Annotated in this window: 20 protein-coding genes and 1 pseudogene; 5 read left to right on the forward strand and 16 right to left on the reverse strand. The window is 55.2% G+C overall.

Going from position 1 to position 26,189, the window contains the following annotated elements; genetic code table 11:
- Nucleotides 1–18: 18 nt before the first annotated feature.
- From mnmG to PMIT1303_RS10430, 4 genes are all read right to left on the reverse strand, one after another.
- Nucleotides 19–1,980, reverse strand: a complete 1,962-nt coding sequence (gene mnmG, locus PMIT1303_RS10415) for a tRNA uridine-5-carboxymethylaminomethyl(34) synthesis enzyme MnmG (protein ID WP_063398643.1) — start codon at nucleotides 1,978–1,980, stop codon at nucleotides 19–21.
- A 51-nt stretch (nucleotides 1,981–2,031) separates the two neighbouring features.
- Nucleotides 2,032–3,450 carry a replicative DNA helicase gene (gene dnaB, locus PMIT1303_RS10420; RefSeq protein WP_011131540.1) on the reverse strand — a complete coding sequence of 473 codons (1,419 nt, stop codon included), beginning with the start codon at nucleotides 3,448–3,450 and terminating at the stop codon, nucleotides 2,032–2,034.
- 62 nt (nucleotides 3,451–3,512) lie between these two features.
- On the reverse strand, nucleotides 3,513–3,971 hold the full coding sequence (gene rplI / locus PMIT1303_RS10425) for a 50S ribosomal protein L9 (RefSeq protein WP_011131539.1): 459 nt from the start codon (nucleotides 3,969–3,971) through the stop codon (nucleotides 3,513–3,515).
- Nucleotides 3,972–4,014: 43 nt separating this feature from the next.
- Nucleotides 4,015–4,947: a fatty acid desaturase gene (locus PMIT1303_RS10430; RefSeq protein WP_063398644.1), complete on the reverse strand. Its 933-nt coding sequence runs from the start codon at nucleotides 4,945–4,947 to the stop codon at nucleotides 4,015–4,017.
- Nucleotides 4,948–4,998: 51 nt separating this feature from the next.
- Between PMIT1303_RS10430 and PMIT1303_RS10435 the strand changes: the two genes are divergently transcribed.
- Nucleotides 4,999–5,751, forward strand: coding sequence for a hypothetical protein (locus PMIT1303_RS10435; RefSeq protein ID WP_063398645.1), 753 nt, complete (start codon nucleotides 4,999–5,001; stop codon nucleotides 5,749–5,751).
- Here the strand turns inward: PMIT1303_RS10435 and PMIT1303_RS10440 are convergent.
- Nucleotides 5,730–6,650: a fatty acid desaturase gene (locus PMIT1303_RS10440; protein ID WP_011131536.1), complete on the reverse strand. Its 921-nt coding sequence runs from the start codon at nucleotides 6,648–6,650 to the stop codon at nucleotides 5,730–5,732. The genes PMIT1303_RS10435 and PMIT1303_RS10440 overlap by 22 nt on opposite strands.
- A gap of 292 nt (nucleotides 6,651–6,942) precedes the next feature.
- Between PMIT1303_RS10440 and PMIT1303_RS10445 the strand changes: the two genes are divergently transcribed.
- From PMIT1303_RS10445 to PMIT1303_RS10460, 4 genes are all read left to right on the forward strand, one after another.
- Nucleotides 6,943–8,244 carry a methionine gamma-lyase family protein gene (locus tag PMIT1303_RS10445; protein WP_063398646.1) on the forward strand — a complete coding sequence of 434 codons (1,302 nt, stop codon included), beginning with the start codon at nucleotides 6,943–6,945 and terminating at the stop codon, nucleotides 8,242–8,244.
- 20 nt (nucleotides 8,245–8,264) lie between these two features.
- Nucleotides 8,265–8,663: a glycine cleavage system protein GcvH gene (gcvH, locus tag PMIT1303_RS10450; protein WP_063398962.1), complete on the forward strand. Its 399-nt coding sequence runs from the start codon at nucleotides 8,265–8,267 to the stop codon at nucleotides 8,661–8,663.
- A 71-nt stretch (nucleotides 8,664–8,734) separates the two neighbouring features.
- A complete protein-coding gene (gene gcvP, locus PMIT1303_RS10455) occupies nucleotides 8,735–11,683 on the forward strand; it encodes an aminomethyl-transferring glycine dehydrogenase (RefSeq protein WP_063398647.1) in 2,949 nt (982 codons plus the stop codon).
- Between the two features lie 116 nt (nucleotides 11,684–11,799).
- Complete coding sequence (locus tag PMIT1303_RS10460; protein WP_063398963.1) at nucleotides 11,800–12,060, forward strand: hypothetical protein; 261 nt, start codon at nucleotides 11,800–11,802, stop codon at nucleotides 12,058–12,060.
- A gap of 4 nt (nucleotides 12,061–12,064) precedes the next feature.
- Here PMIT1303_RS10460 and PMIT1303_RS10465 read toward each other — a convergent pair whose 3' ends face one another.
- The 11 genes and pseudogenes from PMIT1303_RS10465 to PMIT1303_RS10520 all read right to left on the reverse strand — a co-directional run bounded on the left by PMIT1303_RS10465 (nucleotide 12,065) and on the right by PMIT1303_RS10520 (nucleotide 26,096).
- On the reverse strand, nucleotides 12,065–12,271 hold the full coding sequence (locus PMIT1303_RS10465) for a hypothetical protein (protein WP_063396955.1): 207 nt from the start codon (nucleotides 12,269–12,271) through the stop codon (nucleotides 12,065–12,067).
- Nucleotides 12,272–12,602: 331 nt separating this feature from the next.
- Nucleotides 12,603–13,130, reverse strand: coding sequence for an NADPH-dependent FMN reductase (locus PMIT1303_RS10470; RefSeq protein ID WP_011827457.1), 528 nt, complete (start codon nucleotides 13,128–13,130; stop codon nucleotides 12,603–12,605).
- Between the two features lie 75 nt (nucleotides 13,131–13,205).
- A pseudogene (locus PMIT1303_RS14290) lies at nucleotides 13,206–13,921 on the reverse strand (rubrerythrin family protein).
- 55 nt (nucleotides 13,922–13,976) lie between these two features.
- Nucleotides 13,977–15,824, reverse strand: a complete 1,848-nt coding sequence (locus tag PMIT1303_RS10480; protein ID WP_063398648.1) for a diflavin flavoprotein — start codon at nucleotides 15,822–15,824, stop codon at nucleotides 13,977–13,979.
- Nucleotides 15,824–17,599 carry a diflavin flavoprotein gene (locus PMIT1303_RS10485; RefSeq protein ID WP_063398649.1) on the reverse strand — a complete coding sequence of 592 codons (1,776 nt, stop codon included), beginning with the start codon at nucleotides 17,597–17,599 and terminating at the stop codon, nucleotides 15,824–15,826. The genes PMIT1303_RS10480 and PMIT1303_RS10485 overlap by 1 nt, the downstream gene beginning before the upstream one ends.
- A gap of 59 nt (nucleotides 17,600–17,658) precedes the next feature.
- Nucleotides 17,659–19,029, reverse strand: a complete 1,371-nt coding sequence (locus PMIT1303_RS10490; RefSeq protein WP_082824489.1) for a TRAP transporter large permease subunit — start codon at nucleotides 19,027–19,029, stop codon at nucleotides 17,659–17,661.
- A complete protein-coding gene (locus PMIT1303_RS10495; RefSeq protein WP_063398650.1) occupies nucleotides 19,022–19,591 on the reverse strand; it encodes a TRAP transporter small permease subunit in 570 nt (189 codons plus the stop codon). Before PMIT1303_RS10495 ends, PMIT1303_RS10490 begins: the two co-directional genes overlap by 8 nt.
- Nucleotides 19,591–20,715, reverse strand: coding sequence for a TRAP transporter substrate-binding protein (locus tag PMIT1303_RS10500; RefSeq protein ID WP_063398651.1), 1,125 nt, complete (start codon nucleotides 20,713–20,715; stop codon nucleotides 19,591–19,593). The genes PMIT1303_RS10495 and PMIT1303_RS10500 overlap by 1 nt, the downstream gene beginning before the upstream one ends.
- Nucleotides 20,716–21,511: 796 nt before the next feature.
- Nucleotides 21,512–21,988, reverse strand: coding sequence for an MEKHLA domain-containing protein (locus PMIT1303_RS10510; RefSeq protein ID WP_011827412.1), 477 nt, complete (start codon nucleotides 21,986–21,988; stop codon nucleotides 21,512–21,514).
- Nucleotides 21,981–22,877, reverse strand: a complete 897-nt coding sequence (locus tag PMIT1303_RS10515; RefSeq protein WP_063398653.1) for an SWIM zinc finger family protein — start codon at nucleotides 22,875–22,877, stop codon at nucleotides 21,981–21,983. Before PMIT1303_RS10515 ends, PMIT1303_RS10510 begins: the two co-directional genes overlap by 8 nt.
- Before the next feature lie 15 nt (nucleotides 22,878–22,892).
- On the reverse strand, nucleotides 22,893–26,096 hold the full coding sequence (locus PMIT1303_RS10520; protein ID WP_063398654.1) for a DEAD/DEAH box helicase: 3,204 nt from the start codon (nucleotides 26,094–26,096) through the stop codon (nucleotides 22,893–22,895).
- Nucleotides 26,097–26,189: the final 93 nt, after the last annotated feature.

A 26,189-nucleotide genomic window follows, 5' to 3' on the forward strand; every position in this document is an offset into this window, starting at 1 on the left:
TTCCAATGACATCCAACGTTATCGATCGTGACCAGAGGCGGCGAGGGTTCGGCGCTTCTGCAGTTCCAGCCAGACCAATAGGGCGGTGAGATCTGCCTTGCTAACACCGGGAATCTGGCTGGCCTGAGCGAAATTGAGTGGCCCTACAGCGGTTAGTTTTTCGCGGGCTTCCTTAGAGAGGGTGCTGATGTTGGCGTAGTCGAGATTTGCAGGTAGGCGTCTTTGGCTCTGCCGCTTCAATTGATCAATTTGTTGTTGCTGCCGTTGTAGGTAACCGCTGTACTTGATATCAATTTCTGCTCCTTCTCTTACGCCTAGGGCAAGCTTTGGATCGACTAGGCCATGCTCGATCAGATCAGCACTACGCACGCCAGGACGTCGGAGCAGATCGGCCAGAGTTATGGATCCTTTGATTGTTGCGCCTGTTTTGGCCTCGAGGGCCGGTGCGGCTGGATCGCTAGCTTTGAGTCGCTGCTTTTCGAGTCGTTGTTTTTCATCCTCTAGAGCGGTTTGTTTGCGTTGAAACAGCTGCCAACGGCGTGCATCAATCAGGCCTAGCTGATAGCCCAGAGGCGTGAGGCGTCGGTCTGCGTTGTCGCCCCGCAAAATCAGGCGGTATTCGCTTCGACTGGTGAGCACCCGGTACGGCTCGTGTAGATCCTTGCTGACAAGATCGTCGATCATTGTGCCGATATAGCTGCCCTCGCGCGGAAATTGCACTTGCTCTTGGCCTTGGACGAGACGGGCTGCATTGAGACCGGCAACCAGCCCTTGGGCGGCGGCTTCTTCATAGCCGGTTGTGCCATTCAGTTGCCCAGCAGTGAAAAGCCCTTTGACGCGTTTGGTTTGCAATGAAGGACTGAGCTGTGTGGCGGGAAGGTAGTCGTAATCGACTGCATAGGCAGGCCGCAGCATGACGCATTGTTCAAGCCCTGGCAGGGTGCGTAGCAAGTCGAGTTGCAACCGCTCAGGTAGTCCGGTGGAGAATCCCTGCACATAAATTTCTGGCGTGTCGCGACCTTCCGGTTCGAGAAAAATCTGGTGAGAGTCTTTGTCAGCAAAACGGACGATCTTGTCTTCGATTGATGGGCAGTAACGCGGCCCTTTGCTGTCGAGAAAGCCTCCATAGATAGGCGTTAGTTCGAGGTTCTCTTTGATCAGTTGATGGGTTGATGCGGTGGTGCGGGTGATGTGGCAGCTCATCTGTTCACCGCTAACCCAGGCGGTTGGGTCGAAGGAGAAGAAGCGATCAGCGGCATCGCTGGGTTGCTCTTCCAGTTGATCGAGAGCAATGCTGCGTCGATCGACTCTGGCCGGAGTGCCTGTCTTGAGGCGATTGGTTTGGAAGCCAAGTGACTCGAGGGCTTCGGTGAGCCCTTCTGCGGCTTGCTCGCCGGCACGACCTGCCGGCATGGATTGATTGCCAACCCAGATCTGACCACCAAGGAACGTGCCGGTGGTTAGCACGACGGCTTGGGCCCGATAAATACTGCCGAAATAGGTCCGTACGCCTGTGATTTGTGCTGCATGTCCTTGAGCTGGCTCCCAGTGCTCCCCGCCACCCGATGGATCACCTTTGACTTCGAGGCCAGTCACCATCGCTTCTCTTAGAGAGAGGTTGGCTGTTTGTTGAAGCAACTGCAGCATTTGGCGTGAATAGAGGCGTTTGTCGGTCTGGGCGCGTAAGGCCCAGACCGCAGGGCCGCGGCTTGCATTCAGCACACGTTTTTGCAGCGCCGTCGCATCGGCAAGGCGTCCGATGACCCCCCCAAGGGCATCAACTTCATGCACGAGTTGACTCTTGGCTGGCCCTCCCACTGCGGGATTACACGGTTGCCAGGCAATCCGATCGAGGTTGAGGGTGAATAAAGCTGTACTTAGGCCTAAGCGCGCTGCCGTAATCGCGGCTTCACAACCGGCGTGCCCACCGCCGACGATGATGACGTCGAAGTGTTCGGTTGGGGGAGCACTGAAGGGCATGGGGCCCGTGACGTTCTAGAGAACAGTAGAAATCATCAATGTATTGCTGCTTTAGGCCGCCAGGTTGCGGAACCGTGTGAATTGGGGCTCGAACAGTAGTTTTACTGTGCCGACAGGGCCGTTGCGGTGCTTGGTCACGATGACTTCGGTGATGCCGCGGTCGGGGGTCTCTGGGTTGTAGTACTCGTCGCGGTAGATCATCAGCACCAGGTCGGCGTCCTGTTCGATCGAGCCTGACTCGCGCAGGTCGCTGAGCATTGGGCGTTTGTTGGTGCGGGATTCCACTCCACGGCTGAGCTGTGATAAGGCAATCACAGGTACGTTCAGTTCCCTAGCCATGCCCTTAAGGCCGCGGGTAATCCGGGAGAGTTCCTGAACACGGTTATCAGGCGTGGAGCCCTCCATCAGTTGTAGGTAGTCGATCACGATGAGTCCGAGCTCTTTGCCTTGTTCGGCCATGAGCCGCCTGGAGAGAGAACGCATCTCCAGGACGCCTGAATTGGGTTTGTCATCGATGTAGATCGGTAGCTGGCCAAGGGTGTTGATGCCCTGGCCCAGAAGAGGCCACTCCTCCTGCCGTAAACGGCCTGTTCTCAGTCGACTGCTTTCAATGCCAACCTCCATTGAAAGGAGGCGATAGGTGAGTTGTTCCTTGCTCATCTCCAGGCTGAACAAGCACACAGGCAGGTTGTGGAGTTGAGCAACGTTTTTGGTCAGATTGAGCACCATGGAGGTTTTGCCCATGGCTGGGCGGCCAGCCACAATGATCAGATCACTGCGCTGCAGACCCTGGGTCATGGCATCGAGGTCGTAGAAGTTCACAGGGATGCCTGCGACGGACGTACCTAGTGAGCGGCTTTCGATCTCGTTGAAGGTGCTGGTAAGGATTTCTGCTGTGGGGGTGAGACCTTTGGATGGCTTTTCCTGGCTGATCGCAAAAATTGTTTGTTCTGCTTTGTCGAGAACCTGTTCCATCGGTAGGCCCTGGTCAAAGCCGAGTTGAATCACTTCGTTGCCTGAGCGAATCAACTGTCGCCGTAGGAATTTGTCCATCACCAAACGGGCCACTTGCTCGATTGATGCAGTGGAGGCGACGCGCTCTACAAGTTCGATCAGACGGTTGCTGCCACCTACCTTCTCCAAGGACCCTGTGTCGGCCAACCAGGCGCTCATTGCTGTGAGATCGGTGGGTTTGCCCTGGCTGTGAAGCATCAGGGCTGTGCGGAAGATCTCTCGATGGGCGTTGAGATAAAAAGCCTCAGGTTGGAGCACATCGACCACTCTGCCGATGGCATCAGGATCAAGAAGGATGCCTCCTAGAACAGCTTCCTCTGCCTCCAGATTTTGAGGAGGCACGGAGTCTGGCAGGGCTTCAAAGCTCGGTTCTCGAGATGTAGAAGAGGCTTTCCTGAAGGGACGGGACCCCTCTGCGGCGGTATCGCCGTTGTTTGGCAGGGGGGCGCTCACCATGGATGAGGAGCTGACGTTATAAGGAGACCTACTTTGGCTTGTTTTGTAAGCCTTGCCAGCAATCAGTAGCTGACGACTTCGAGGTTGATTTCGGCGTTGACTTCATTGTGCAGTTTCACTTGCACCTTGTAGCTACCGGTTCGGTGAATTTCCGGAACGATGATATTGCGTCGGTCGATTTCCTTCTTTGTGGCTGTTTCGATTGCTTCAGCGACATCACCATTGGTGACTGTGCCGAACAAGACATCGTCTTCGCCGGTTTGCTTTTTAACGGTGAAACGCCCGATTGTGACCAGCGCGGTTTGGAAGTCCAGGGCTTCCTGCTTGATTGCCGCCTGATGTTCGGCCTGCTTGGCACGTCGGTGACCGACCTGTTTCATCACGGCTGGGGTAACAGGGACAGCCTTGCCGAAGGGAAGCAGGAAGTTGCGGGCATAACCAGGAGCAACCTCAACTAGGTCGCCGTCCTTGCCGAGGCTGAGGACGTCTTCGTTCAGGACGACTTGTACGCGCTTGGCCATGGCGATAAGAAGACGGACGACGACTGTTGAGCGATCGACAACCTTACGATGTGATCGGTAGCCGGATCTTGCGAGCCAAGCCTAGGGCTCGCATGAGGCGGATGTGCTGCCAGGTGAGGTCGATCTGACCGCGCTGGAGTCCATGAATGGCGGAGTGCGGGAAGGCGTGGTGGTTGTTGTGCCAACCTTCGCCAAAAGTAAGAGCTGCTACCCAAGGGTTGTTGCGGGAGTTGTCACCGCTGTCGAAGGCCACAGTCCCCCAGCAGTGACTGGCGGAATTGACCAGCCAGGTGATGTGATACACGATCGTTAGGCGCAAGGGGATACCCCACAGCACGAGGGCCCACCCACCGGCTCCACTGACGCTGCCGATCCAGAAGAGCAAACCGGCTAGCGGGAGCTGCAACAGTAGAAAGTACTTGTTAAGCCAGCGGTAATAGGGATCCGCTGCCAGGTCAACAGTGAGGCGTGGCACGACCCGCATGGCTGGAATGGGTTCAAACATCCAGCCCATGTGGCTCCACCAGAAGCCCTTATGACTGTTGTGGTGGTCGGGGTCAGTATCGGAAAACTTGTGATGGTGGCGATGGAGTCCTACCCAGTCGATTGGACCGTGTTGGCAGCTCAAGGTTCCGCAGGTGGCAAAGAAGCGCTCCAGCCAGTGGGGTACTCGGAACGACCGGTGTGAGAGCAGACGGTGGTAGCCGATCGTCACGCCGAGGCAGGCCGTGACCCAGTAGAGGACGAGAAGGGTTGTGATCGCTTGCCAGCTCCAGAAACGGGGCAACAGGGCCAGGATGGATAGGGCATGAATGGCGATCATGAATCCGATCGTTCCCCAGCGTCTTGATTCTTTGGGTGGGCAAATGGCCTGGCTTGTGTAGGAGCGCTGAAGTTTTGTAGAAAGGCTTGAGGCCTTATGCGAAGCTGCAGGCCTGCTTATCGTTGAAGGCGTAGGTATCACTCTGGAGGCCATGAGCGATCTATCGAATGTGCATAAACTATACACGATACGGATCCTTATCCAGTGACTAAGCCTGATGTTGAATCTGATTCGGCGACCAGGGGCTATCGCGAGCGCTTGGATGATGGGCGGCGGGCCATGGCTCATCTCATTCATGTCTGGCATGAGCGCAATGGTTGGTCACATAAGGTCTTGCCGGCTCTGGCTGAATGCCTTGATCTCGGCCGGGTGCACAATTCGCAGATTTCTAATCTGCGCAACGGCAAACTCGCTTCACCAGGCCCCGAAGTGTTTCTGGCATTGGGTCAAGCCAACGCCATCCTTCATGCCGGTCTAGAGCCGATTCGTGATCGCTTGGTTGAGGGGCATCCCGACTTACTCAAGGTGCTTTCGGAAAGTTCTCTTCCTCTGGAAGGAGCAGATGGTGAGCCACTCGGCGCTGGCGCTCTGTTTGAGATTTTTGTGGGTCTTGCTGCCTTACCTGCTGGCTTTGATTGGCGAATTGAAGAAGATGAGGCCGCAGCTCTTAGTGCTGCTTTGGCTGATTGTCTATGCAATGGAAAATCGTGGCGTCAATGCCGGGACAAGGTGATGGAGGCTTATCCAGTCACTAAGGCGCAGCGCAGAGAACGTTTTGCGGAGGTGATGGCTGGTTTGAGGGATTACAACTCTGAGGAGCTTGATGGCGAATTGCTTGATCTGCACGCAACTCAGGTGGCCTTGGGTGGAGTGAACAGACAGGGAGCAGAGGGGTTTTTGGATGATCTCAGGGCCCGCTCAGAGTTGTTGGTTGCTCAGGAAGCCCCGGAAACATAGCGGGCTTGCTGGACTCGACGAGCCAGGCCAAGACGACGCAACGCCTTCACGTGTTGCCAGGTGATGTCGAATTCAAACCATCGCAGGCCATGACGGGCGCTGGAGGGATAGGCATGGTGATTGTTGTGCCAACCCTCGCCGAAGGACAGCACCGCCACCCACCAGCAGTTGCGAGAGAGGTCTGGGCTGTCGAAGTTGCGGTAGCCAAATGCATGGGTCGCCGAGTTCACAAACCAGGTCACGTGGTACACAACCACCAGTCGCAGGGGGATGGCCCAGAGCACCAGGCCAAGTCCTCCACCGTGCACCTGGGCGACTTCTCCGTACCAGTAGAGCCCAAGACCGAGAGGGATCTGTAGCAGCAGGAACCAGCGATCAAGCCATCGGAAGAAAGGGTCGGCTAGCAGATCTCCTGCAAAGCGGTCCATGTGATCCAGCGCTGGAATCTCATGCAGCATCCATTCACTGTGGGCCCACCAGAGGCCACGGCCGGCGTCGTGGTGGTCATTGGTTTGGTCGGAGTAGCGGTGATGGTGGCGATGCAGAGCCACCCATTCGATGGGGCCACTCTGGCAGGCAAGCGTGGCCATGATCACCAGAATCCTCTCCAGCCAAACGGGTACGACAAAGCTGCGATGAGCGACCAGTCGATGTAATCCCAAGGTCACCCCGAGCACCGTGGTCCAATAAAGAACGGCAAAAGCGACCAACCCTTGCCAGCTCCAAAAGCGTGGTAGCAGTGCGAAGGTTGCTGCTACATGCATGGCCAGCATGAAACTGGTGGTGCCCCATTTGAATCGACGTTGTTTTGCTGGTAGTGGCTCACGATGAGCCTTTACAGCAGCCCACAAACGTTGCTGACGGTTTGTGGCTGAAGAGACCGGAAGAGGGGAAACCAAGAGGTACTCCTTTGGATGGGTCGGCCGCTTGGCTTGTAAGGCGAGTGGAGCGGAAAGGGCCGAGACATGTTCAAATCTAAAGGAACTATGGAACTGTTTCCAGGAGCCATAGCTCAGCTGTGCATCTTCTTGATGCGTGCTGAGCTATGGCAGTTTTGCCAATGATTTGCGCTGACTTGGTTCGGTGAGCTGTGATTTTGGCAATGTTCTGCTCTTGCTCTTCACTTTCGATTTCGTTTGACGTTCAACGAGGATTCAGCATGGGGATGATTGATTCTGATCCCGGGTTGTTTTGAAGACATTCCCCGCAGCTGGCTTTGATGAACTGCTGGTGCAGGCGTGGGCCAGGCGGCACGTTGGTTTTGTCTCTAAGCGCCTTGAGGGGATCGCATGCGAGCGGACGGCTGCCGTAGCGGTTCGCCTTGCGAAGGTTTTGGAGGCTTTCAGCAGCGAACGAGTCGCCACGCAACACTTTGCTTCCATCACCGGTTATGGCCATGGAGATCAGGCTCGGGAGGTGGTTGATCGTGTATTTGCAAGGGTGCTTGGTGCTGAGAAAGCAGCTGTTCGACTCCAGTTTGTGAGTGGTACCCATGCAATTGCGACTGCGTTGTTTGGCGTTCTTCGGCCTGGTGACCGACTCGTGTCAGTGACCGGAGAGCCTTACGACACCCTTGAAGAAGTGATTGGTCTGCGTGGATCCGGCCAGGGGTCTTTAACCGAATTAGGGATCTCTTATGACCAGCTGCCCCTCACGGCCGAGGGATGTGTGGATGTTTCAGCCTTGGAACGCGCCTTGGAGGTGCCAACAAGGATGGTGTTGATACAGCGCAGCTGTGGCTACAGCTCGCGGTTATCTCTTTCGATCAAAGCCATTGGCGAGTTGTGTCATCGCATCCATAACTCTCAGCCTGGATGTGTCTGTTTTGTCGACAATTGCTATGGCGAGCTTGTTGAGGATTTGGAGCCCCCAGCAGTTGGTGCTGATCTGATTGCGGGTTCTTTGATCAAAAATCTCGGTGGCACGATTGCTCCAACTGGTGGATATGTCGCCGGTCGGGCTGATTTGGTCGAGCAGGCTTGCTGTCGGCTCACTGCTCCAGGAATTGGTAGTCAGGGGGGCAGTGGCTTTGATCTTTATCGGTTGGTGTTGCAGGGGCTGTTCTTGGCTCCACAAATGGTGGCAGAGGCATTGATCGGAGCTGATTTGGTCGCGGGTGTGTTCGACACTTTGGGCTTTGCAGTGAAGCCCTCGATGGGAGCCTTTCGTAGCGATTTAATTCAGGCGGTGCAGCTTGGAGACCCTGAGGTTTTGAAAGTTGTTTGCAGGGCCTTTCAGGCATGTTCACCTATTGGGGCCTATCTCGATCCTGTGCCGGCAGCGATGCCTGGGTATGCAAGCGATTTGGTGATGGCGGGCGGAACATTTATTGACGGCAGCACCAGTGAGTTTTCTGCAGATGCTCCCTTGCGCCCCCCTTACAACCTCTATGTGCAGGGAGGTACCCATCGCACTCATGTGGAATTGGCACTGATTCGAGCTTTGGTGGCTTTGGTTCGCGCCGGTTTGCTGGATGTACCCCAGACTGGGTGAGCTTTGCCTCGCCAGGCTCGATGGCTTTCCAATTCCCCGACCACTTTCGGTTTGCCGATACCCATGAATACGCCAGTTTGGATGGTGAATTGGTGCGGATAGGCATCAGTGCCTTTGCTGTTGATCAGTTGGGTGACATTGTGTTTGTGGATTTGCCGGAGGTGGGCGATCGGCTGAATCGCGGCACCACTTTCGGGTCCGTTGAGTCAGTGAAAGCTGTCGAGGATTTGCATGCGCCGATCAGCGGTGAGTTGGTGCGGATTAATGAGTCGGTGCTTTCCAGCCCGGATGAACTTCAAAATGATCCTCATGGTGAGGGGTGGTTGCTCGTGGTTCGCCCAGCGGACCCAGCTCAATTGCAGGATCTGATGGACGCAGCCACCTATGCCAACAAGGTTGCTGTCGAATCCAGCAACTAATCACCCGATGAAGTGCGATGGTTCTGGGCCAAATTTTCTAAACTTCTGTTCATCTTGTTGATGAATGTCCCTTGACCCTGCTTGAACAGCGTGCAGTTGAGGCTTCAAGCATTCAGTCTTCACCTTTTTTGGTGAGGCACATTGGGCCCAGCTTGGAAGACCAGCAGCAAATGCTGCTGGAGCTTGGTCATCGTGATCTTCAGAGCTTTGTTGCTGCTGTAGTTCCTCCAGACATTCTCGAGACAACGGCACCCAGCAGTTCCCTTCCTGAGGGCTGTGGTGAAGTTCAGGCTATGGAGGAACTGCGTCTCATCGCGGCGGCGAATCGGGTGAGGCGTTCTTTAATTGGGCTTGGCTATTACGGCACAGCAACGCCTGCGTTGATTCAGCGACAGGTGCTTGAAAATCCTGCTTGGTATACCGCTTACACCCCTTATCAGGCTGAGATCTCTCAAGGACGGCTTGAGGCTCTGTTCAACTTCCAGACGCTGATCAGTGAGCTCACGGGGTTGCCGATCGCCAATGCTTCCTTGCTTGATGAGGGAACGGCAGCTGCTGAGGCGATGAGCCTCAGCTTTGCGATTTGCAAGCGCCCTGAGGCTCATCGTTTTCTCGTGGATGCGGAGGTTCTTCCCCAGACTCTTGCTGTGTTGAGAACTCGGGCTGAACCTCTGGGCATTGATCTCGAGGTGGCCGAGCCGATGACCTTTCAGTTTGATGCTGAGGTCTTTGGTGTTTTGCTTCAGTTGCCTGGACGTAGCGGCAGGCTCTGGGACCCCACGACCTCCATTCAGGCTGCTCATGAGGTAGGGGCCCTGGCAACTGTTGCCATTGATCCTCTTGCTCAGGTTTTGCTTGCTCCAGTGGCTGAATTTGGAGCTGATATTGCTGTTGGCAGTGTTCAACGGTTTGGGGTGCCAATGGGCTTTGGGGGACCTCACGCCGCCTTTTTTGCCACCCTTGAGATCTTCAAGCGCCAGGTCCCCGGACGTCTAGTCGGCCAGTCTGTGGATGCGGAGGGCCAACCGGCTTTGCGATTGGCGTTGCAGACCCGGGAGCAACACATCCGCCGAGACAAGGCCACCAGCAATATCTGCACGGCGCAGGTCTTATTGGCTGTGATGGCGTCATTCTATGCAGTGCACCATGGACCCGATGGGCTCGCTGCAATCGCTAGACGAGTCCTGCTTTTACGGGCTCAACTGGAGAGGGGATTGCACCAGTTGGGCTATCCAGTCCAGTCGATAGCTCGCTTTGACACGATTGAGGTGATCTGTCGTGAAGCTCCTGCTGTTCATCAGGCAGCCGCTTTGGCGGGATTCAACCTGCGGGTGTTGCCTTTGGGTGTTGCTCCAGAGGCGGCCCATGGATTTGGCATTAGTTTTGATGAGCTCAGCACCGATCAGGAGCTGAAGTCGATCCTCCAGATTTTGGCTGAGGCTGCAGGTCAGCCTGTGCCGGTTCTCGAAGACCCTGGAAACCCTCACCTTGAGGAGCTTGTTGGCTTGCCGTTGCGCCAGCGACCTTGGCTGCAGCAGCAGGTGTTCCATCGCTATCGCAGCGAAACCGAGTTGCTTCGTTACCTCCAGCGATTGGTGGGCCGCGATCTTTCATTGGTGCACGGGATGATCCCCCTGGGCAGTTGCACGATGAAGCTCAATGCTGCAGCTGAACTGATCCCCATTAGTTGGAGGGAGTTTGCGGCGCTGCATCCTTTTGCTCCTCAGGATCATTGCCAGGGGTATCAGAGATTGGTTCAGGACCTGGAACATTGGTTTGCAGACATTACTGGCTTTGCCGGGGTGTCTTTGCAGCCGAATGCCGGCTCTCAGGGGGAATTAGCTGGCTTGTTGGTGATTCGCGCTTGGCATCATTCCCGCGGAGAGCAGCAGAGAGATGTTTGTCTGATCCCGACCAGTGCCCATGGCACCAATCCAGCCACGTGCGTGATGGCCGGTTTGCGGGTGGTGCCTGTGGCTTGTGATGCAGACGGGAACGTGGATCTCAATGATTTGGCCAGCAAGGCAGAGGCCCATGCTCCTCAGCTGGCAGCCCTGATGGTCACCTATCCCTCAACCCATGGTGTCTTTGAACCGCAGATTCGTGAAATCTGTGAGCTCGTTCATGGCCACGGTGGCCAGGTGTATCTCGATGGCGCCAATCTCAATGCGCAGATCGGTTTTTGTCGTCCTGGGACTTATGGCGCTGATGTTTGTCATATCAATCTGCACAAAACATTTTGTATCCCCCATGGCGGTGGTGGACCAGGGGTTGGTCCGATCGCGGTGTCTGCTCATTTGATGCCCTTCCTCCCAGGTCATCCCCTCGCTGCCTGCGGCGGCGAGCAGGGAATCGGCGCAATTTCGGCTGCGCCATGGGGCAGTGCAGGCATCCTGCCGATCAGCTGGATGTACCTGCGCATGATGGGTGCGGAGGGATTACGGCAGGCCAGTGCTGTTGCACTGTTATCTGCTAATTACCTAGCCCATCGGTTGCATCCTCATTACCCGGTGCTGTTTCGGGGTCAAGCAGGGTTGGTTGCCCATGAATGCATCCTTGACCTGCGCCCCCTTAAGCGAAGTGCAGGCTTGGAGGTGGATGACATTGCAAAGCGGTTGATGGACTACGGCTTTCATGCCCCAACCGTGAGCTGGCCGGTGGCAGGGACTGTGATGGTGGAACCCACTGAGAGCGAGAGCTTGGAGGAGCTCAACCGCTTCTGCGACGCCATGATTGCCATACGCGAAGAAACGGCAGCGATTGAGTCAGGCCAGATCGATCCTCAGAACAACCCGCTGCGACGGGCACCTCACACCTTGGCGGCCGTCACAGCAGAGGTTTGGGATCGTCCATACTCCCGCGCCGAAGCTGCTTTCCCATTGGCTGAGCAGCGCCAAAGCAAGTTTTGGCCTGCGGTTTCGCGAATTGATAATGCCTATGGCGATCGTAATTTGCTGTGTAGCTGCCCATCAGTTGAGGAGCTTGCTGATAACGCTGTTCTTAAACCTCCCCTGGTGTGAACAGATTAAAGGCAGTAACTTTTCACTGAAAACCGAATTTTTGGTTTTTAATTCAGCACATGTGGCAGTGTTTTGACCATACTGTCCCGCATCTGCACCATCGCTGGGGGGACAGCATGGATAGCGACACTTCATTGAACCAAGGAGATCAGTCCTCTAGGGGGGCTGGGGTAACTCTTCCTACCCTTCCAGATGGATTGGAATCTGCTCTGCTGCAGGGACATACCTTGGCGGTTGATGGTACCAATGTGGTGCGTGTTCCTTTTGGTGTCCGTCAGCCACGCCGTCAACGACCTGATCGTCCAGAGCGATGGGCAACATTGGTGCTGCCATTTCAATCTCAAGGACACCCCACACCTCCTCCTCATGCTGCCTAATTGATCAGGCAGCATCAAACAACTTTGTTTGTTGAGAGAGACGCCAATCCAGCATCGACTTGACATCTGTCAAGGAACAGATTGGGGTGCGGAACGGCAACAAAAGCATTGGACTGCGTTCAGGTCTAACCAACCATGTTTGGTTGCTCTGTGGCAGGAGCAGAAAACCGCGGTATCGAACAGCAGCGTTTTGGCCAGGCTGAGATCCCATCGCGCCGAGGGCTGAATGAAATGACTTGTGCATTTCAAGCCACAATATCTAGCGTGCCAATCTTTTTTTAGATTATCTTTATGATTATGATTGCGTCTGGCTTTTGTTGCTTCTAGACAGGGCAAGGCTTCTGGTAGGTCAGGCTTTTGCTCTCATTCTTAAGTTAGCAAAACCAGATTTTTTGCGTTTAAAGCTGTAGAGAGTTTCTTTTGTCAGAATCCACATCTAGTGTTCACTAGATTTAGTTCGTTTCGCAGTTCTAGGCCTTCGAGCGGTCGTCGAGAAGATCCTTGTCGAGGCTGTTGCAACAACGGTGATTGGTTCGGATGGATCAAAGCTTGAGAGGTTGCATCTGCATCAGCAGGTGCACTAAGTCTCGAATGGATTCGTCTTTGGCGGGCTTGGCGTGGTTACTCATCAGCTGCCGTCCAAGCACTTGAGCGCCGAGGTGGCTGAGTTGATTGCGCAGGCTCATCGACATGCCCATGCCGCCCCCGCCGGAAAAGCTTGCCATTGCGATTGGCCTGCCGTTGAACAAACTGCGGAAGTCATCTCCTTGCACGGAGAGCCAGGCGACGGCACTTGTGAATGCAGGTGGAATCGAGCCGTTGTATTCAGGCGCGCAGATCACCCAGTGCGTGGCTGCGATCAGCTGTTGATGGAGTGGTGCTACACCGTCTGGCATTCCAGCTTCCTTTGCCACAGGGGTAAACAGTGGCAGGCCCAAGCTTGTGAGATCGAGAACCTTAGCTGTGTGGCACTGATGTTCAGCTTGAGCGGCGATGCGACGGGCTAGTTTTAAATTTTCGCCATTGCTAGCGGCGATGACAAGCAGATCGGGGGGGGGTGATAAGGCCATAAGGATTGGTCTAACTCAAGAGATGCTGTGCTCACGCAACTAATATGTAAAAGGTTTTGCAGCACCTGAGCAACCTCAGGCTGCTTCGGTTAGTTCTGCTTCTCGGTAAGGCATGAAGTTGGCTTTTCCTTGCCGCAGATGGGGCAGAACCAATCCTCCGGAATCGCTTCAAATGCGGTTCCTGCGGAGATGCCTGACTCGGGATCACCGATGGCTGGGTCATAGAGCATTGAGCACACTTTGCAAATCCATTGACCAGCTACGGGCTGCTCCGCTTCTCCTGCTACACACTTCCCTTCCAGTGCATCGAGGGCAACGCCGTAGCGCTCAGCATGATGTTGCTCGATTGGCACTAAAAAGCCGAAGTTGCGAGCGGCACGAGGAAAAAGGCTTGAGTGTTGCTGAGCTTCGTCGATTTGTTCGTTGAATTCTGCTTCTGCGTCGTTGTCACGATCAGTACGGGCTTGAGCTGCGAACTCGGGATACATCGTGGTGAATTCGTAGGTTTCACCTTCAATGGCCAGCTCGAGGCATCGGCTGAGGACTTGTTGCTTCTGTTGTGCATTGAGCTTGGCTGGATCGTCAATCTCCAGTTCGGGATGGAGGAGCCGGAAGCGGGCAAAGGCGTGCTTAGTTTCTTGAGCAGCGGTATCGCGGAAAAGCTTGGCTAATGCATTGTTGCCAAGTGTCTTGGCAACGTCGGCGAAGAAGAGTTATTTGCGATTGGCCATGCTCTCGCCAGCGAAGGCGGCTTCGAGATTGGCGCTAGTTGTGGGCTTGGAGAGGTTTATGAAGAATCAGGTACCCAGTACATGAATGCTCGCCAGCAGTCATCGCGACCATGGACTAATAGTTGGCTCCACTCCGGCGCTGATGCACAGCCGTCGTGCCTTCTCGTTCAAGTAGGGCACCATGGCTGATCTCGGCATATAGCAGCCAGTGGTCTCCACATTCCATGCGTTGCTGTACGCATCCTTCAAGCCATGCCAGAGCATTTTTAAGCAGCGGTTGACCTGCGGGACTGGCGTCAAGGTCTAGCCCTGCGAACCGGTCTGAACCAGCTGGGAATGGTTGCAGGAAATGTTTCATCAGTTCGTGTTGCCTTCCTGCTGCCAACACATTGAGAGCGAAGTGGTCGCCCCGATGCAGCAACGCTTCAACGGCTCGGTCTTTGGCGACGGCCACGCTCAGCCCTGGCGGTGAAAAGCTGGCTTGGCTGACCCAGCTTGCGACCATTGCGCCGCTAAGCGCTGTATTCCCTTCACCTTTACGAGCCGTCAAGATGCATAGTGAGCCCACTACCCGACCAAGGGCAAGCACGGCTGGATCACTACGGCTTGCACTCATGCCACTGCTTGCTCGTGGTTGCTGGCGTTGTTGTTGCTTGAGGAGTTCTCGGCCAAAGAGTGTGCCTGTTTCTTCCAGGGTTTTCACCATGGCAGCATCGGGACTGAACTTCACTTTGATTGGCTCGAATCCAAAGGAGAACCCACCATCACGTAGCTTCTTTTCGAGAAGTTCCAATGCCTCTCCACTCCAGCCATAGCTGCCGAATATGCCTACCTTTTTGTTGCGGTCACCTTCGGCCAGCAAGGTTCCTAGGGCCGATACGATTGGGGTTGGTGCATGCCCTCCAAGGGTTGGCGATCCAATCAAGTAGGCATCAGCTTGTTGGATTGCATTTACCAATTCATTCGCAGGTGTGAATTCGCAGTTGAGGCTTTCTACTTGAATACCAGTACTGGAGACTCCTTTTGCGAGTGCGTCAGCAATCGCCGCTGTGTTGCCGTAGGCGCTGGCGAAAAGAAGAACAACCTTTAAAGTGGCTTGTTGTTGGCTTTCACCCCAGCGGCGGTAGTCATTCAGCAGGCTCCGCCAGCTCGTTTCTATGGCTGGCCCATGGCATGGGGCGATCGTGCGGATGTCTAGCTCTTCAAGCCGCTCTACTAAGGTATCTACCTGGCTGGCCATGGGAGCCATCAGGCAGTCATAGAAATGCCTACGCTCCTCTTCTGTGCTGATGCGATTGGCTTCTGCCCATTCGCTTGTGCAGAGGTGGGCGGCGAATAGTTTGTCGCTCATCAAGAAGCCAAGGCTTTCCTCGAAGGCCAGTAGACCTCCTGGCCAGCGAGCTGTTGGCGCTGGTAGCAGCCACAATGCGTGTTCATTGCTGAGGGAGAGCTTCTGTTCTTGTCGAACAATCTCAATGGATGGAAGAGACGGAAGGGATGACTCTTCCTGTTCATTGTTGTTGGGTGTTGTTGGTTTGCGTTGTTCCCAAAGCTCTCTGAGCAATTTGGCGCCGGGATTGGAACTGATTAACTCCAGCTGGGGGTAGCTGTTGGCCAGCTTTTTGAGTAGCGCAACTCGGTTGGGGTTGATGTGACCAACGACCACCTTCAACGTTTTGGTATCTGAAGGTAGAGCCTTGGCGAGTGCCGGCATGAAAACCTCGGCATAGGCGTCGCCAGGGGGGTGTACGAGGACAGCCGATTGAGGTTGCCCATGTGAGTCGTCACCGGCAGAGAAAAGAAAGCTATTGGCTGAACTGCCTCGCTCCAGGGCATATTCCAGCTCAAAGCGCAGACGTTGTGGACTAAGGCCGCGCAAGCTGATCAGGCCCTTTTCGATTGGGAGTGTGATCACCGTTCGCTGCGCTGCTGCAGCAGGCTCGTGGATGGAGGATATCGACATCAGTAGTGGTTCCCTACTTTGCGGTGATGTACTGCTGTTTTAGCTTCAGCATCCGCCACATTGCCTTGTTCCACCAGGGCGTAGATGATCCAGTGATCGGGGGTTTCTAGTCGCTGTTTGACGAGGCAATCCAAGAAGGCCAGCGCATCCACGAGTACGGGGCCTCCTTTAGCAACGTTGTTGAGTACATTCACTCCTTCGAAACGATCGGCTCCGGGGGGGAAGCGTTTAAGGAATTGCCTTAGTAAGGGTTGATAGTTGTCTTCTCTTAATACGTTGATCACGAAACGATCTCCTACTTGCATCAGGGTTTCTATGGCTCTGTCTTTGGCTACTGCGACGGTTAGCCCTGGCGGTGTGAAACTTGCTTGACTTACCCAGCTTGCGATCATGGCGCCACGTCGTTGGCTGGACTCTTCATCTTGGCTGGCGGTGACGACATAAAGGCCGCCACTAAGGGTACCCATGGCCTTGTCAAGTTCAGTATCTAGGCTTTTCATGGCCGCAATATTTTGCTTTTGGTTGAGCAGTTGTCCAAGGTCGGTACCAGCTTCTTCGAAGCGTTGGTAGAGATTCCCGTCAGGAGCTTGCCGCACCCTTAAAGGTTCGAAAGCTTCTTTTTGCCCAAGGCTACGCAGCTGCGCTGCTACTGCATCAATTGGCTCATCATTGCCGCCATAGGCATCGTAAACGGCAACCCATTGCTTTTGATTCAAAGCTGCCAATAGGGTGCCAATTGAACTCTGCAGTTCTGCATCTGGTTGGGATGGCCAAGTTGGTACTACTACTGCCTTTGCTTCCCCAATTAATGCGCTCAGTTCTTGGGCATCAGTGGCTCGAAGATCGACTAGTTGTACCTCTCCTTTGGCTTTGCCGATGCCGTGGGCAATGGCTTGGCTGAGCCGGTCGCAAAAGCCGTAATAACTGAGATAACAGATGGCTGCATAGCTTTCTCCTTTGCTTCGTTGGCTGCTCCAGTCGCGATAGTCGTCGACCCAAAGCTTGAGATGGTGGCGGAGTAGCGGGCCGTGACCAACGGCAATTGTGGTGATCTCTGGTAGCTGATCCATGCGCTTCAAAGCTTGGACAACACTGCGCGCATTGGGCCCCATCAGGCAGTCGTAATAGAAGCGGAAGTCTGGGGCCAGTGCTGAGGGGTCCTGGTCGAAGAGTTCATCTGAGCAATAGTGCAGACCAAATGCATCACAGGTGTAAAGAATCCCTGTGGCGTGGTCGAAAGAGAAGATTGTGTCTGGCCAGTGCAGGTTGGGCGCACTCAGAAATTCGAAGCGGTGAGCGATACCGCTTGTTGGGTTAGTGCCTAGATCCAGTTCTTCGCCGCTTTTGACTTCTCGCGAGCGGAAGGGGCGATGCACCTGATCTTCTAGGAACTTGATGGCGACCTTCGAAGCAACGATTTCGATCTCGGGATTGAGATCGATGATCTGGCCCACTAGACCGGAATGGTCGGGCTCGGTGTGGCTGATGATGAGATAGTCGATCGCTTTTGGATCGATTTGCTCCTTAAGCATCGCTAGCCAGGTGTCCTCAAACTTGAGGTGGTTGGTATCGATCAGTGCTGTCTGGGCACCTCTCACCAGGAAGCTGTTGTAGGTGGTGCCGTTACGGAGCCCGAACTCGATATCAAAGCGGCTGCGGTCCCAATCGAGGGCACGGATCGTGGTGGTGTCGCTAGCGATAACTGCGCATTGGAGTGACAACCTTGGAGCAGTGCTGGTCGTTGTCACCGTGGTGTCTTTGCTCGCAACGTTCATGGACCCTTTACACCAATGCCAAAACTCTACGGAGGGTGTTCGGAGAACTGTGCTGTCGTTCAGGAGGCGGCAAGGTTGGGCAGCCAATCCACTAGGGGTGGGGCTGCAATGATCAGCACCAAGACAGCGATTTGCAGACCCACGAAGGGCAGTGCACCCTTATAGATTTCTTGTGTGGTAATGGTTTTAGGGGCTACTCCACGTAGATAAAAGAGTGCGAAGCCGAAAGGTGGAGTGAGGAAGGAGGTTTGCAAATTGGCGCCGATGACCACACCTAGCCAGATCAAGGCCTCGGGTCCAAGGATTTCGCGAGCTGCTGGGAGTAAGAGCGGAACGGCAATAAAGGCGATTTCAAAGAAGTCGATGAAAAAGCCGAGGCCGAAGATCGTGAGCATGCTCACGGCCATAAAACCAACCTTGCCCCCGGGTAGGTTGAGCAAAAGATCGGCAATGAGTTGATCGCCGCCTACGCCGCGAAAGACAAGGCTAAAAGCTGTTGAGCCCAGTAAAATCGCCATCACCATGGCGGTGGTTCGTAGGGTTTCATCGCATACTTTTGAGAGGCTGCTGCGGCTGAACCCTCCATTGAGAGCTGCTAGGGCCATGGCGCCAGTGGCACCAAGAACGCCAGCTTCGGTGGGTGTTGCGATTCCAAAGAAGATGCTGCCTAGCACCAAGAGGATCAGGCCTAGGGGCGGGATGATCACACGCAGCAGTTGGCCAGGTTGCATGGGGATCAGTTCGGCTGGATTCAGTTGGGGGGCGAGATGAGGTTTGAGGTGGCTGATCACGAGCACATAAGTGGCAAATGCACCAGCCATGAGAACCCCTGGAATCAGTGAGCCGAGGAACAGATCTCCTACTGAGACACCCAACTGGTCGCCGAGAACCACCAAGACAATGCTGGGTGGGATGATCTGGCCAAGGGTGCCTGAGGCAGCAATGACCCCCGTGGCGAGTGAGCGGTCGTAGCCCGCTCTCAGCATGGCCGGTAGAGAGATCAGCCCCATAGTGGTGACTGTCGCTGCTACGACTCCGGTGGTAGCAGCGAGCAGTGAGCCCACGAGCACGACGGCCAGGGCTAGGCCACCGCGCAGTTTGCCGAGTAGACGTCCCATGCTCTCGAGCAGTCGCTCTGCAATACCTGATGTCTCGAGCATGGCGCCCATGAACACAAACGCCGGAATGGCCAACAAGGTGAAGTTGGCCATGATCCCCAGGATTCGCTGCGGCAGAGCGGTAACGAACAGTGGATCGATCACACCAAGAGCCATGCCCAGCAACGCGAAGATCACGGCAATGCCACCGAGGCAGAAGGCCACTGGATAGCCGCTCAATAGGGCGAAGACCAGGGCTACAAACATCCCAGGCCCCAGTGTGGTGGCGGGATCGAAACTGATCACATGGTCGAGTAGTTCAATCTCAATCAAGGCGATCTCCGCCCTGTTCCGCTTCAGGGTTGAATGGCCTAAATGTTTGGGCTTTTAGCTTTGCCCAGGCTCGAATGGCTTCGGCGACGCCTTGTAGGGCCAAGAGTAGGAAGCCCAATGGGATGAGGGATTTAACCCAGTAGCGCGGCAGGCCGTTGGGGTCGGGTGAGGCTTCGCCGATCCTCCAAGACTGCAGGGCGGGTTCGAGCGAGATCAGCATCACTCCCAGGGCAAATGGCAACAGGAAGACCAGGGTGCCAAGCAGCTCCATACGTGTTTGGTGCTTTTCTCCCCAGCGGCTTTGAAGCACATCAACCCGCACATGCCCATGGCGTTGGAGGGTCCAGCCCAGTCCCAGGAGGAACACCAGATCAAAGAGGTACCACTGCCCTTCGATGAGACCGTTGGAGCTGAGATTGTGGCCGATGGACACACCCAGATAGCGCCCCACAACGTTCCAGAGCCCTAATCCCAACATCATCAACACCGACCAGCGAGCAATGAATGCAAAGGCCTTGTTTAAGGCGTCAAGGCGTTCTGCTAGGTCTAGCCAGCGTCTCATCAAGTTCCTTGCAGCTGGTCGTAACTGAAGCGAGCGAATGAGAACTCATTGACGTTGTTCCAGGCGTAAACCTCCTTACGGAAGCCTTGCCATTGCTGAAGCAGGCTGCGGAAGCTGGCATCTTGCGCGGCGGTATCGCTGTAGAGCTGGAAGGCTGCTTCCTGGGCAGCTTTAAGGATGCTTTGGTCATAGGGAACCAGCTCGGTGTTGCCCTTTAAAAGCCTTTGCAGAGCAGCCCCGTTGAGGTTGTCGTATCGGCTGAGCATGGTGAGGTTGGCTTCGTAACAGGCGGTGTTGAACATCGCTTGATATTCGCTCGGCAGCTTGCTCCAAGCTTGTTGGTTGACCAGAGCTGCAAGGGTGGGTCCGGGTTCCCACCAACCTGGGTAGTAGTAGAAGCGTGCAGCTTTGGCTAGGCCAAGCTTTTCGTCATCGTATGGGCCGGTCCATTCAGCGGCGTCGATCGCGCCACGCTCTAGGGCCAGGTAGATCTCTCCGCCAGGTAAGACCTGCACATTGACGCCAAGGCTGGCAAGTACCTTTCCACCTAGACCAGGAATGCGCATTTTGAGTCCCTGTAGAGAACTCAGGCCTTCGAGTTTGCGCTTGAACCATCCGCCCATTTGTGCTCCGGTGTTTCCGGCGGGGAAGCTGATCACTCCGAAATCGGCATAGAGGTTGTTAATGGCGTCGTTACCGCCTGCTTCGTAGAGCCAAGCGTTCTGTTGTTGTGCGCTAAGGCCAAACGGTACGGAAGTGCCGAAGGCAAAGCTGGGATTTTTGCCGATGTAGTAGTAGCTGGCGGTATGACCGCATTCGACGGAGCCCGCCTGAACCGCATCAAGGACTTCTAGGCCTGGTACGAGCTCACCGGCGGCATAGGGTTTGATTTGGAAGTTGCCGCCGCTTAGTTCATTCACCCGTTGGCTGATTGTTTCGGCAGCCCCATAAATCGTGTCTAGTGAGGGGGGCCAGCTGGTGGCCATGCGCCAGAGCACCTTCGGCTGGCTGCTGTTACTGCCGCTTTCTTCCTCTTTACGGATTGTGCAGGCACTGAGAATGCCTGCGCCGACGGCTGCTGAGACAGCCGTAGCACCAGACCCGAGTAGTTTTCGACGTTGCATACAGTTCTCTGGGTCGCTGCGATTTTACGGCGCATCGACAAGTTCAGAGCAACGATGTCAGTTGAAGAATGAAGCTTGGAGTTGCTTTTCGGGCTAGGGCTGGTTTCAAAGAGCACTCCTCCACAACATTGAGTCATGCTTAAAGGGTCTTATTGGTATCACACGTCGTTCTTAATCTGAACTGTGTTCGCGATGTGATGCTTGGTTTTTGGCGACGCTGATCTCCAGAATCGCAGCGGGCCAGGTCGCTTTTGTCTGTTCGCGCTCTCGCTCTTAGGGCCAGTGGAAGTGATGATGCAAGACTCCATAGCAGAATGTTTTGAGCAGTTCATGGTCCAAAACTTTGACAGCAGGATCAGAGACTCTTTGTTGTTATTTGTCAGCTAAGTGTTTTTGTCTTTGTTGCGCCCTTAATTATTGAATATCAGGGTCAGATTGGTAGTTTTTTAAACTCATGGCGGCCTGCCTAAATCCGATCGGTTAACTGAAATTGTGTAACTTTCATTGCTGTTTGCACAATTTCAGTTGTGGTAATGGGCTGTGATGTGTCGAGTTACTGCTCCAGGCGTTCAAATAACGCAAAGGAAGATTGGCTTTTGATCAGCATTCTTTGATTCTCAAAGCAGGAAATGTTCAGGGCTTAAGTGATTGCCCCAAAGTCAATCTGTGGATTTTATTTGAACTTCATTTGTTAGAAAGTAGTCCATGCGTATTGGCTGATGATCGCCTTAGCTTTTTGCATGAACTTGGTTTCAAGGCAGCGTGAAGCTTTGATTGTTAATGGGCTGGTGTGCACTCATAACCAATGCCAGCTGCCGATCGCAGCAGCTTGGCCGATGCGTAGACCTTCTTGATTCCATAGGGTCCATATGCGTGCGTTCTTGATTAGAAACCTTCGCCCTTCATGGTTAATACGGATCCCTTGATAGTCTTTGATTGCATCCTGTTGGAGCGCTTTGTCTAAGGCATTGGCGCGTGCAACTTGTTCGCTGGTTGGTGCTGTCAAGCGGGAAGGCATGCCGACCATCTCTGCCCAGCGCCGTCCCCACAGCTGAAGTGCTGCAGCATTGGCATAGCTGAGATTTGGATCGTGCCCATCACTATGGGCCAGTACGGGCTGTCTTGAGGCAAACAGTTCCTGGCTGGCAAGACGTTGTGAAGGCCGCCGCCGTTCACATGCCAGAAGTGGGTGATTGAAAGCTTGTTGGTGAGAGATTAAAAGCAGGTTCACCAGCTCCTGCTTCTCCGAAGATAGCCAGGGGGCTTCAGCCACCGGTCGCCATCGCCTGAAGCATGGCTTGCTGGGATAGGGCTTGTCCCTGCTCCCTGAGATGATTGAGGAAAGTCTGACGGGCTTTTGGGAAGCGGGGTTCTTCGGCCAGGGGAAGATCACCTGCTGCATCGAGCCCTGTGTCGCCTTCCATGGCTGGAGTAATCACCACCAGATCGGCATCGAGGCTGGAGTCGTAGCGCCACCATAAGCTCGGGTCCACAACGGCGGGATGGGGTGGTACAGGCAGGTCGTCGCTGCTGGATGACTCAGCAGGAACCTCATTCTTTGCGGCAGCTGTTTCTGCCAGTTTTGCGAGTGCATCGCGCCGTTGTTCGGCTAGATCCGCAAGTAATTTGTTGCGGGTGCGACCGCGTAGCTGAAACAGTACAAAGGGATCTTCGCTGAAGCGATCCCCCATCAGGAAATAGATGGCGCTGATGTGTTTGCAGGGATTGGCTTTATCTGGGCAGCTGCATTCACTGCGGACTTCCTGCAGCTTGAAGGGAAAAAGACGTCGTCCACTGGCTGCAAATGCCCGCTCGATGTCTGCCGGCATGATCCCTGCCAGCAACTGGGCAGACCAGCGCGCTTTCTGGGTAAGGGCTTCTAGTACATACCCCCAGTCTTCGTCGTTGAGGACATCAAGCCAGAGTTTCACCTTGTAGGGGTCTTCACCGGTGCCCTGGACTCTGGCGTGTACTCGGCGACCCTCGAAGCGTATTGAGGTGACATTGCCTTCTCTGGCGTAGGTCCAGGCACGCTCAAGTCGCTTTTTGAAGCGGTAGGAATTAATCAATTCCATCCATTGCTCCACCCACCAAGGCTGTTGACCTAGCCCCTCTTCCCCTAGGGCGGTTGTGATGCTGGTGTTGTTGGTGCTGCTTGTCATGAGGTCATCTTTGAATCAGCTGTCTTCTAGGGCCACTAGTTCGCGCAATTGACTGACGCCTAAGCCACCTAACCAGTCTTCTCCAGAGCCAATGATGTCTTCGGCAAGTCGAGATTTTTCACGAATCATGCGATCAATTTTCTCTTCAACTGAGCCGCTGGTGATGAATTTGTGCACCATCACCCGATTGGTTTGCCCGATCCTGTAAGCGCGATCAGTGGCCTGGTTTTCTACGGCAGGATTCCACCAGCGATCAACATGAAACACATGGCTAGCCCGCGTGAGGTTGAGGCCTACGCCACCGGCTTTGAGTGACAGCAGGAACAGTTGGGGTCCACGTGGATCCTCCTGGAAGCGATCAACCATGGCCTGACGTTCAGTTTTGCTTGTGCTGCCGTGCAGGAAGGGAACTTCAAAGCGCCAGCGTTGTTGCAGGTAGGCCTTAAGGAGATGACCCCATTCTGCGAATTGGGTGAATAACAGAGCGCGATCTCCTGCCTCGATCACTTCCTCGAGAATTTCTTCCAAACGCAGCAGCTTGGCGGAGCGGTCCATGAAGCCTTTGGCAACGGTTTTTTCTTTGAGGGCTAGGGCGGGATGGTTGCAGATTTGCTTCAGTCGGGTAAGCAATCCGAGCACCTTGCCATGACGTTGACCCCTGGGTGCGCGGGCAATGGCCTCCAGCGTTTCATCCACTGTGTTGCGATAGAGGGCTGCCTGTTCTTTGCTCAGACCCACCCATTCGCTCAGCTCTACCTTTTCAGGTAGGTCGGAGATGATTGCCTTGTCGGTTTTTAGTCGTCTCAGGATGAAGGGGCCAACACGGCCTTTGAGGTCTCGCAGGGAAGACATGTCGCCATAGCGCTCAATTGGCAGCCGGTAGCGCTGGCGGAAGAAGTCTTCTTCACCGAGAACCCTTGGGTTGAGGAAGTCCATCAGTGCCCAAAGTTCACTGACTCGGTTTTCGACGGGTGTGCCGGTAAGAGCAATCCTGAAGCGATTGTTTTTGTCTGGGCGGCCCATATCGCGTGCTGCTTGGCTCTGTTTGGCGTTGGGGTTCTTAATCGCTTGGGCTTCATCGATGACCACTCCTTGCCAGTCGACCGTTTCTAGGAGCTCACTATCTCGCTGCAGGAGCCCGTAACTGGTGAGAACGAGATCTAAGCCTTTGAGTGCTTTCTTTAAGGCGGCGGGGGTAGAGGGCCGACGCGGCCCATAGTGTTCGCGGACGTTTAACTCTGGTGTGAAGGCCAATGCCTCTCTCTTCCAGTTGGTGAGTACGGATGTGGGAGCGATAAGCAATACCGGCCGTTTGAGTTCCTGTTCCGCCTTGAGATGTTGCAGGAATGCCAGTAGCTGGATCGTTTTGCCCAGGCCCATGTCGTCGGCCAGGCATGCCCCTTGATCGAAGCGATGCAGGAAGGCCAGCCAACCCAGACCCCTTTCCTGATAAGGCCTTAGCTGACCGCAGAAGCCTTCGGGAGCAGGTAGGGGGTCGGGAGCTTTTTGCTGGTGGTACTGCTCTAACACCGCCTGTAGTCGTGGACCGGCCTCAAAGCGGTGAACGGGCAGTCTCATCAGCGTGTCGCCATCAGTTGCGGTAAGGCGCAAGGCATCGTCGAGGCTGATGCCTGGATTGACGCTGCAGAAGTGTTCTGCATGTTTGAGATCGTTGGGGCGTAATTCGATCCAGGCGCCCTTGTGGTTGACAAGCGGGCTGCGCTTGCTTGCTAGTCGCTCCAGTTCGCGAAGCGTCAGGGTGACGCCACCGATCATGAGCTCCCAACTCCAGTCGAGGGTTTCGCCCAAAGTGAAACCTCTAGATCTTTCCGATAGCTCCGCCTTGATCGCTAGGCCTAGGCGACTGGCCAGCCCTCCCGAGAGGCTGGCAGGCAATTCCACGCCAACGCCAACATCACGCAGTTGGGCCGCTGCAGTGCGCACCAATACAAAGGCTTCAGCAGGGGTGAGCTGCATTGCTTCTGGTGTGGCGCTGTCGAGGCCTCGTTCGATCGGTGCAAACACCGTGAGGGCTCGCCCCATGCCTTCCAGTAGCACCTCGCCTGGATGTTCCACACGGATTTCGCCTAGTTGCAGGACCTTGGGACCAGCTGCCCAGGCTGCTGCGGCCGGGACTTTGATCGTGGGATCAGCCTCAGCCTGTAAGGCGAAGCGCAGCTCCCAGAGGTCTTCCCCTTCGCCGGGAGTGAAGAGTTCTAAGCAGGCCCTGGCTGGTGCGACGTTGCCAGCCACGCCTTCTCGCCAATGGTTGCTTGCTGTAGCGAGACGTTCGGCTTCCTCATCGGGGAGGTTGATTACGCCGCTGTCCGACCCCAGTGCTTCCTGCCAGGCTGTGAGCAATGGGTCTAGGCCTTGCTCACTCGCTTCAAATCCGGTGCGCAGTTGGGCATCCAAGAGTTCTTCCAGCAGGCTGGCTACGCGAAGGCGACCGCTGCGGGGTCGGCATGAAGCCACAGGGTTAGCGGCTCGCATCGCATCTGGTCTTAGGCGGGTCATTCGGTTGCTACGCCTTCCGGTGGGCTCCCGCCAGGGGAGGGCGCAGGTGGCCACTAAGGGGAGCTGAGCGGCAAGGTCTTCGAGGCGGCGGCGATCATCTTCACGGTTGAGTAGCGGTGTCCAGCGTGCTCGGTGGGGATAGCCCTCTCCCTTGCTGAGTTCCACCTGGGGTAGCCAACGTCCGCGAGCAATCATGCTCAGGGCCCAGCGCTGGAGATGGCTCCACCAGCGCAATTCATCGGCGAGATCAGGATGATCTCCTGAAAGAGGCAGTTTCGAAAGCCAGGCCGTTGCAGCAGCAGGTTCCACTGCTAGGCCTTGCACCTGCCAGGGCCACCATTCCGTTTGTTTGGGAATGGGTTCGCCTGCTTGTAGGGGCAGTCCTGTCCAACTTGTTTTGTGGTCTTTGTCTTCGTCGGATTCAGTGGATACGTTCTTGGCTTTGCTGCGCGGTTTGACTGTTCGGCTAGGCAGGGTCAGACATGCTGTGGCGTCGATGATTTCATCGGGCAGTAGATCGCGCTCAATCAGCCAGGCACGTAGATCGTCTGGGTTGAGGGTGAAGGGGTGGAGTGCGGGAGTTGCTGCTGGTCCTGCTGGGGTAGCGACTCGCCAGGTATCTGCCCACACAAGGAGCGCAGGGCGACCGGAGCTGGTCGGAGTACGGATGGCTGGAAGCCAGGTGGCGTGCAGCAGGCTCATGGCCGCGACGCAAAAAGTATGTGTTGGGTTTCTTGGAGCAGGAGTGCACTGCCGATCAACGGCAACCATCCACGCAGGAGTTCCACAACCAAT

Origin of the sequence: Prochlorococcus sp. MIT 1303, from assembly GCF_001631965.1 — a bacterium.
Classification (GTDB): domain Bacteria; phylum Cyanobacteriota; class Cyanobacteriia; order PCC-6307; family Cyanobiaceae; genus Prochlorococcus; species Prochlorococcus marinus_D.

Bases quoted from the DNA above. Each gene is read 5' to 3' on its own strand.
- mnmG (WP_063398643.1), bottom strand. From the start codon at position 1,980: ATGCCCTTCAGTGCTCCCCCAACCGAACACTTCGACGTCATCATCGTC.
- dnaB (WP_011131540.1), bottom strand. From the start codon at position 3,450: ATGGTGAGCGCCCCCCTGCCAAACAACGGCGATACCGCCGCAGAGGGG.
- rplI (WP_011131539.1), bottom strand. From the start codon at position 3,971: ATGGCCAAGCGCGTACAAGTCGTCCTGAACGAAGACGTCCTCAGCCTC.
- PMIT1303_RS10430 (WP_063398644.1), bottom strand. From the start codon at position 4,947: ATGGCCTCCAGAGTGATACCTACGCCTTCAACGATAAGCAGGCCTGCA.
- gcvH (WP_063398962.1), top strand. From the start codon at position 8,265: ATGGCTTTCCAATTCCCCGACCACTTTCGGTTTGCCGATACCCATGAA.
- PMIT1303_RS10460 (WP_063398963.1), top strand. From the start codon at position 11,800: ATGGATAGCGACACTTCATTGAACCAAGGAGATCAGTCCTCTAGGGGG.
- PMIT1303_RS10465 (WP_063396955.1), bottom strand. From the start codon at position 12,271: ATGGGATCTCAGCCTGGCCAAAACGCTGCTGTTCGATACCGCGGTTTT.
- PMIT1303_RS10470 (WP_011827457.1), bottom strand. From the start codon at position 13,130: ATGGCCTTATCACCCCCCCCCGATCTGCTTGTCATCGCCGCTAGCAAT.
- PMIT1303_RS10480 (WP_063398648.1), bottom strand. From the start codon at position 15,824: ATGTCGATATCCTCCATCCACGAGCCTGCTGCAGCAGCGCAGCGAACG.
- PMIT1303_RS10485 (WP_063398649.1), bottom strand. From the start codon at position 17,599: ATGAACGTTGCGAGCAAAGACACCACGGTGACAACGACCAGCACTGCT.
- PMIT1303_RS10495 (WP_063398650.1), bottom strand. From the start codon at position 19,591: ATGAGACGCTGGCTAGACCTAGCAGAACGCCTTGACGCCTTAAACAAG.
- PMIT1303_RS10500 (WP_063398651.1), bottom strand. From the start codon at position 20,715: ATGCAACGTCGAAAACTACTCGGGTCTGGTGCTACGGCTGTCTCAGCA.
- PMIT1303_RS10515 (WP_063398653.1), bottom strand. From the start codon at position 22,877: ATGACAAGCAGCACCAACAACACCAGCATCACAACCGCCCTAGGGGAA.
- PMIT1303_RS10520 (WP_063398654.1), bottom strand. From the start codon at position 26,096: ATGAGCCTGCTGCACGCCACCTGGCTTCCAGCCATCCGTACTCCGACC.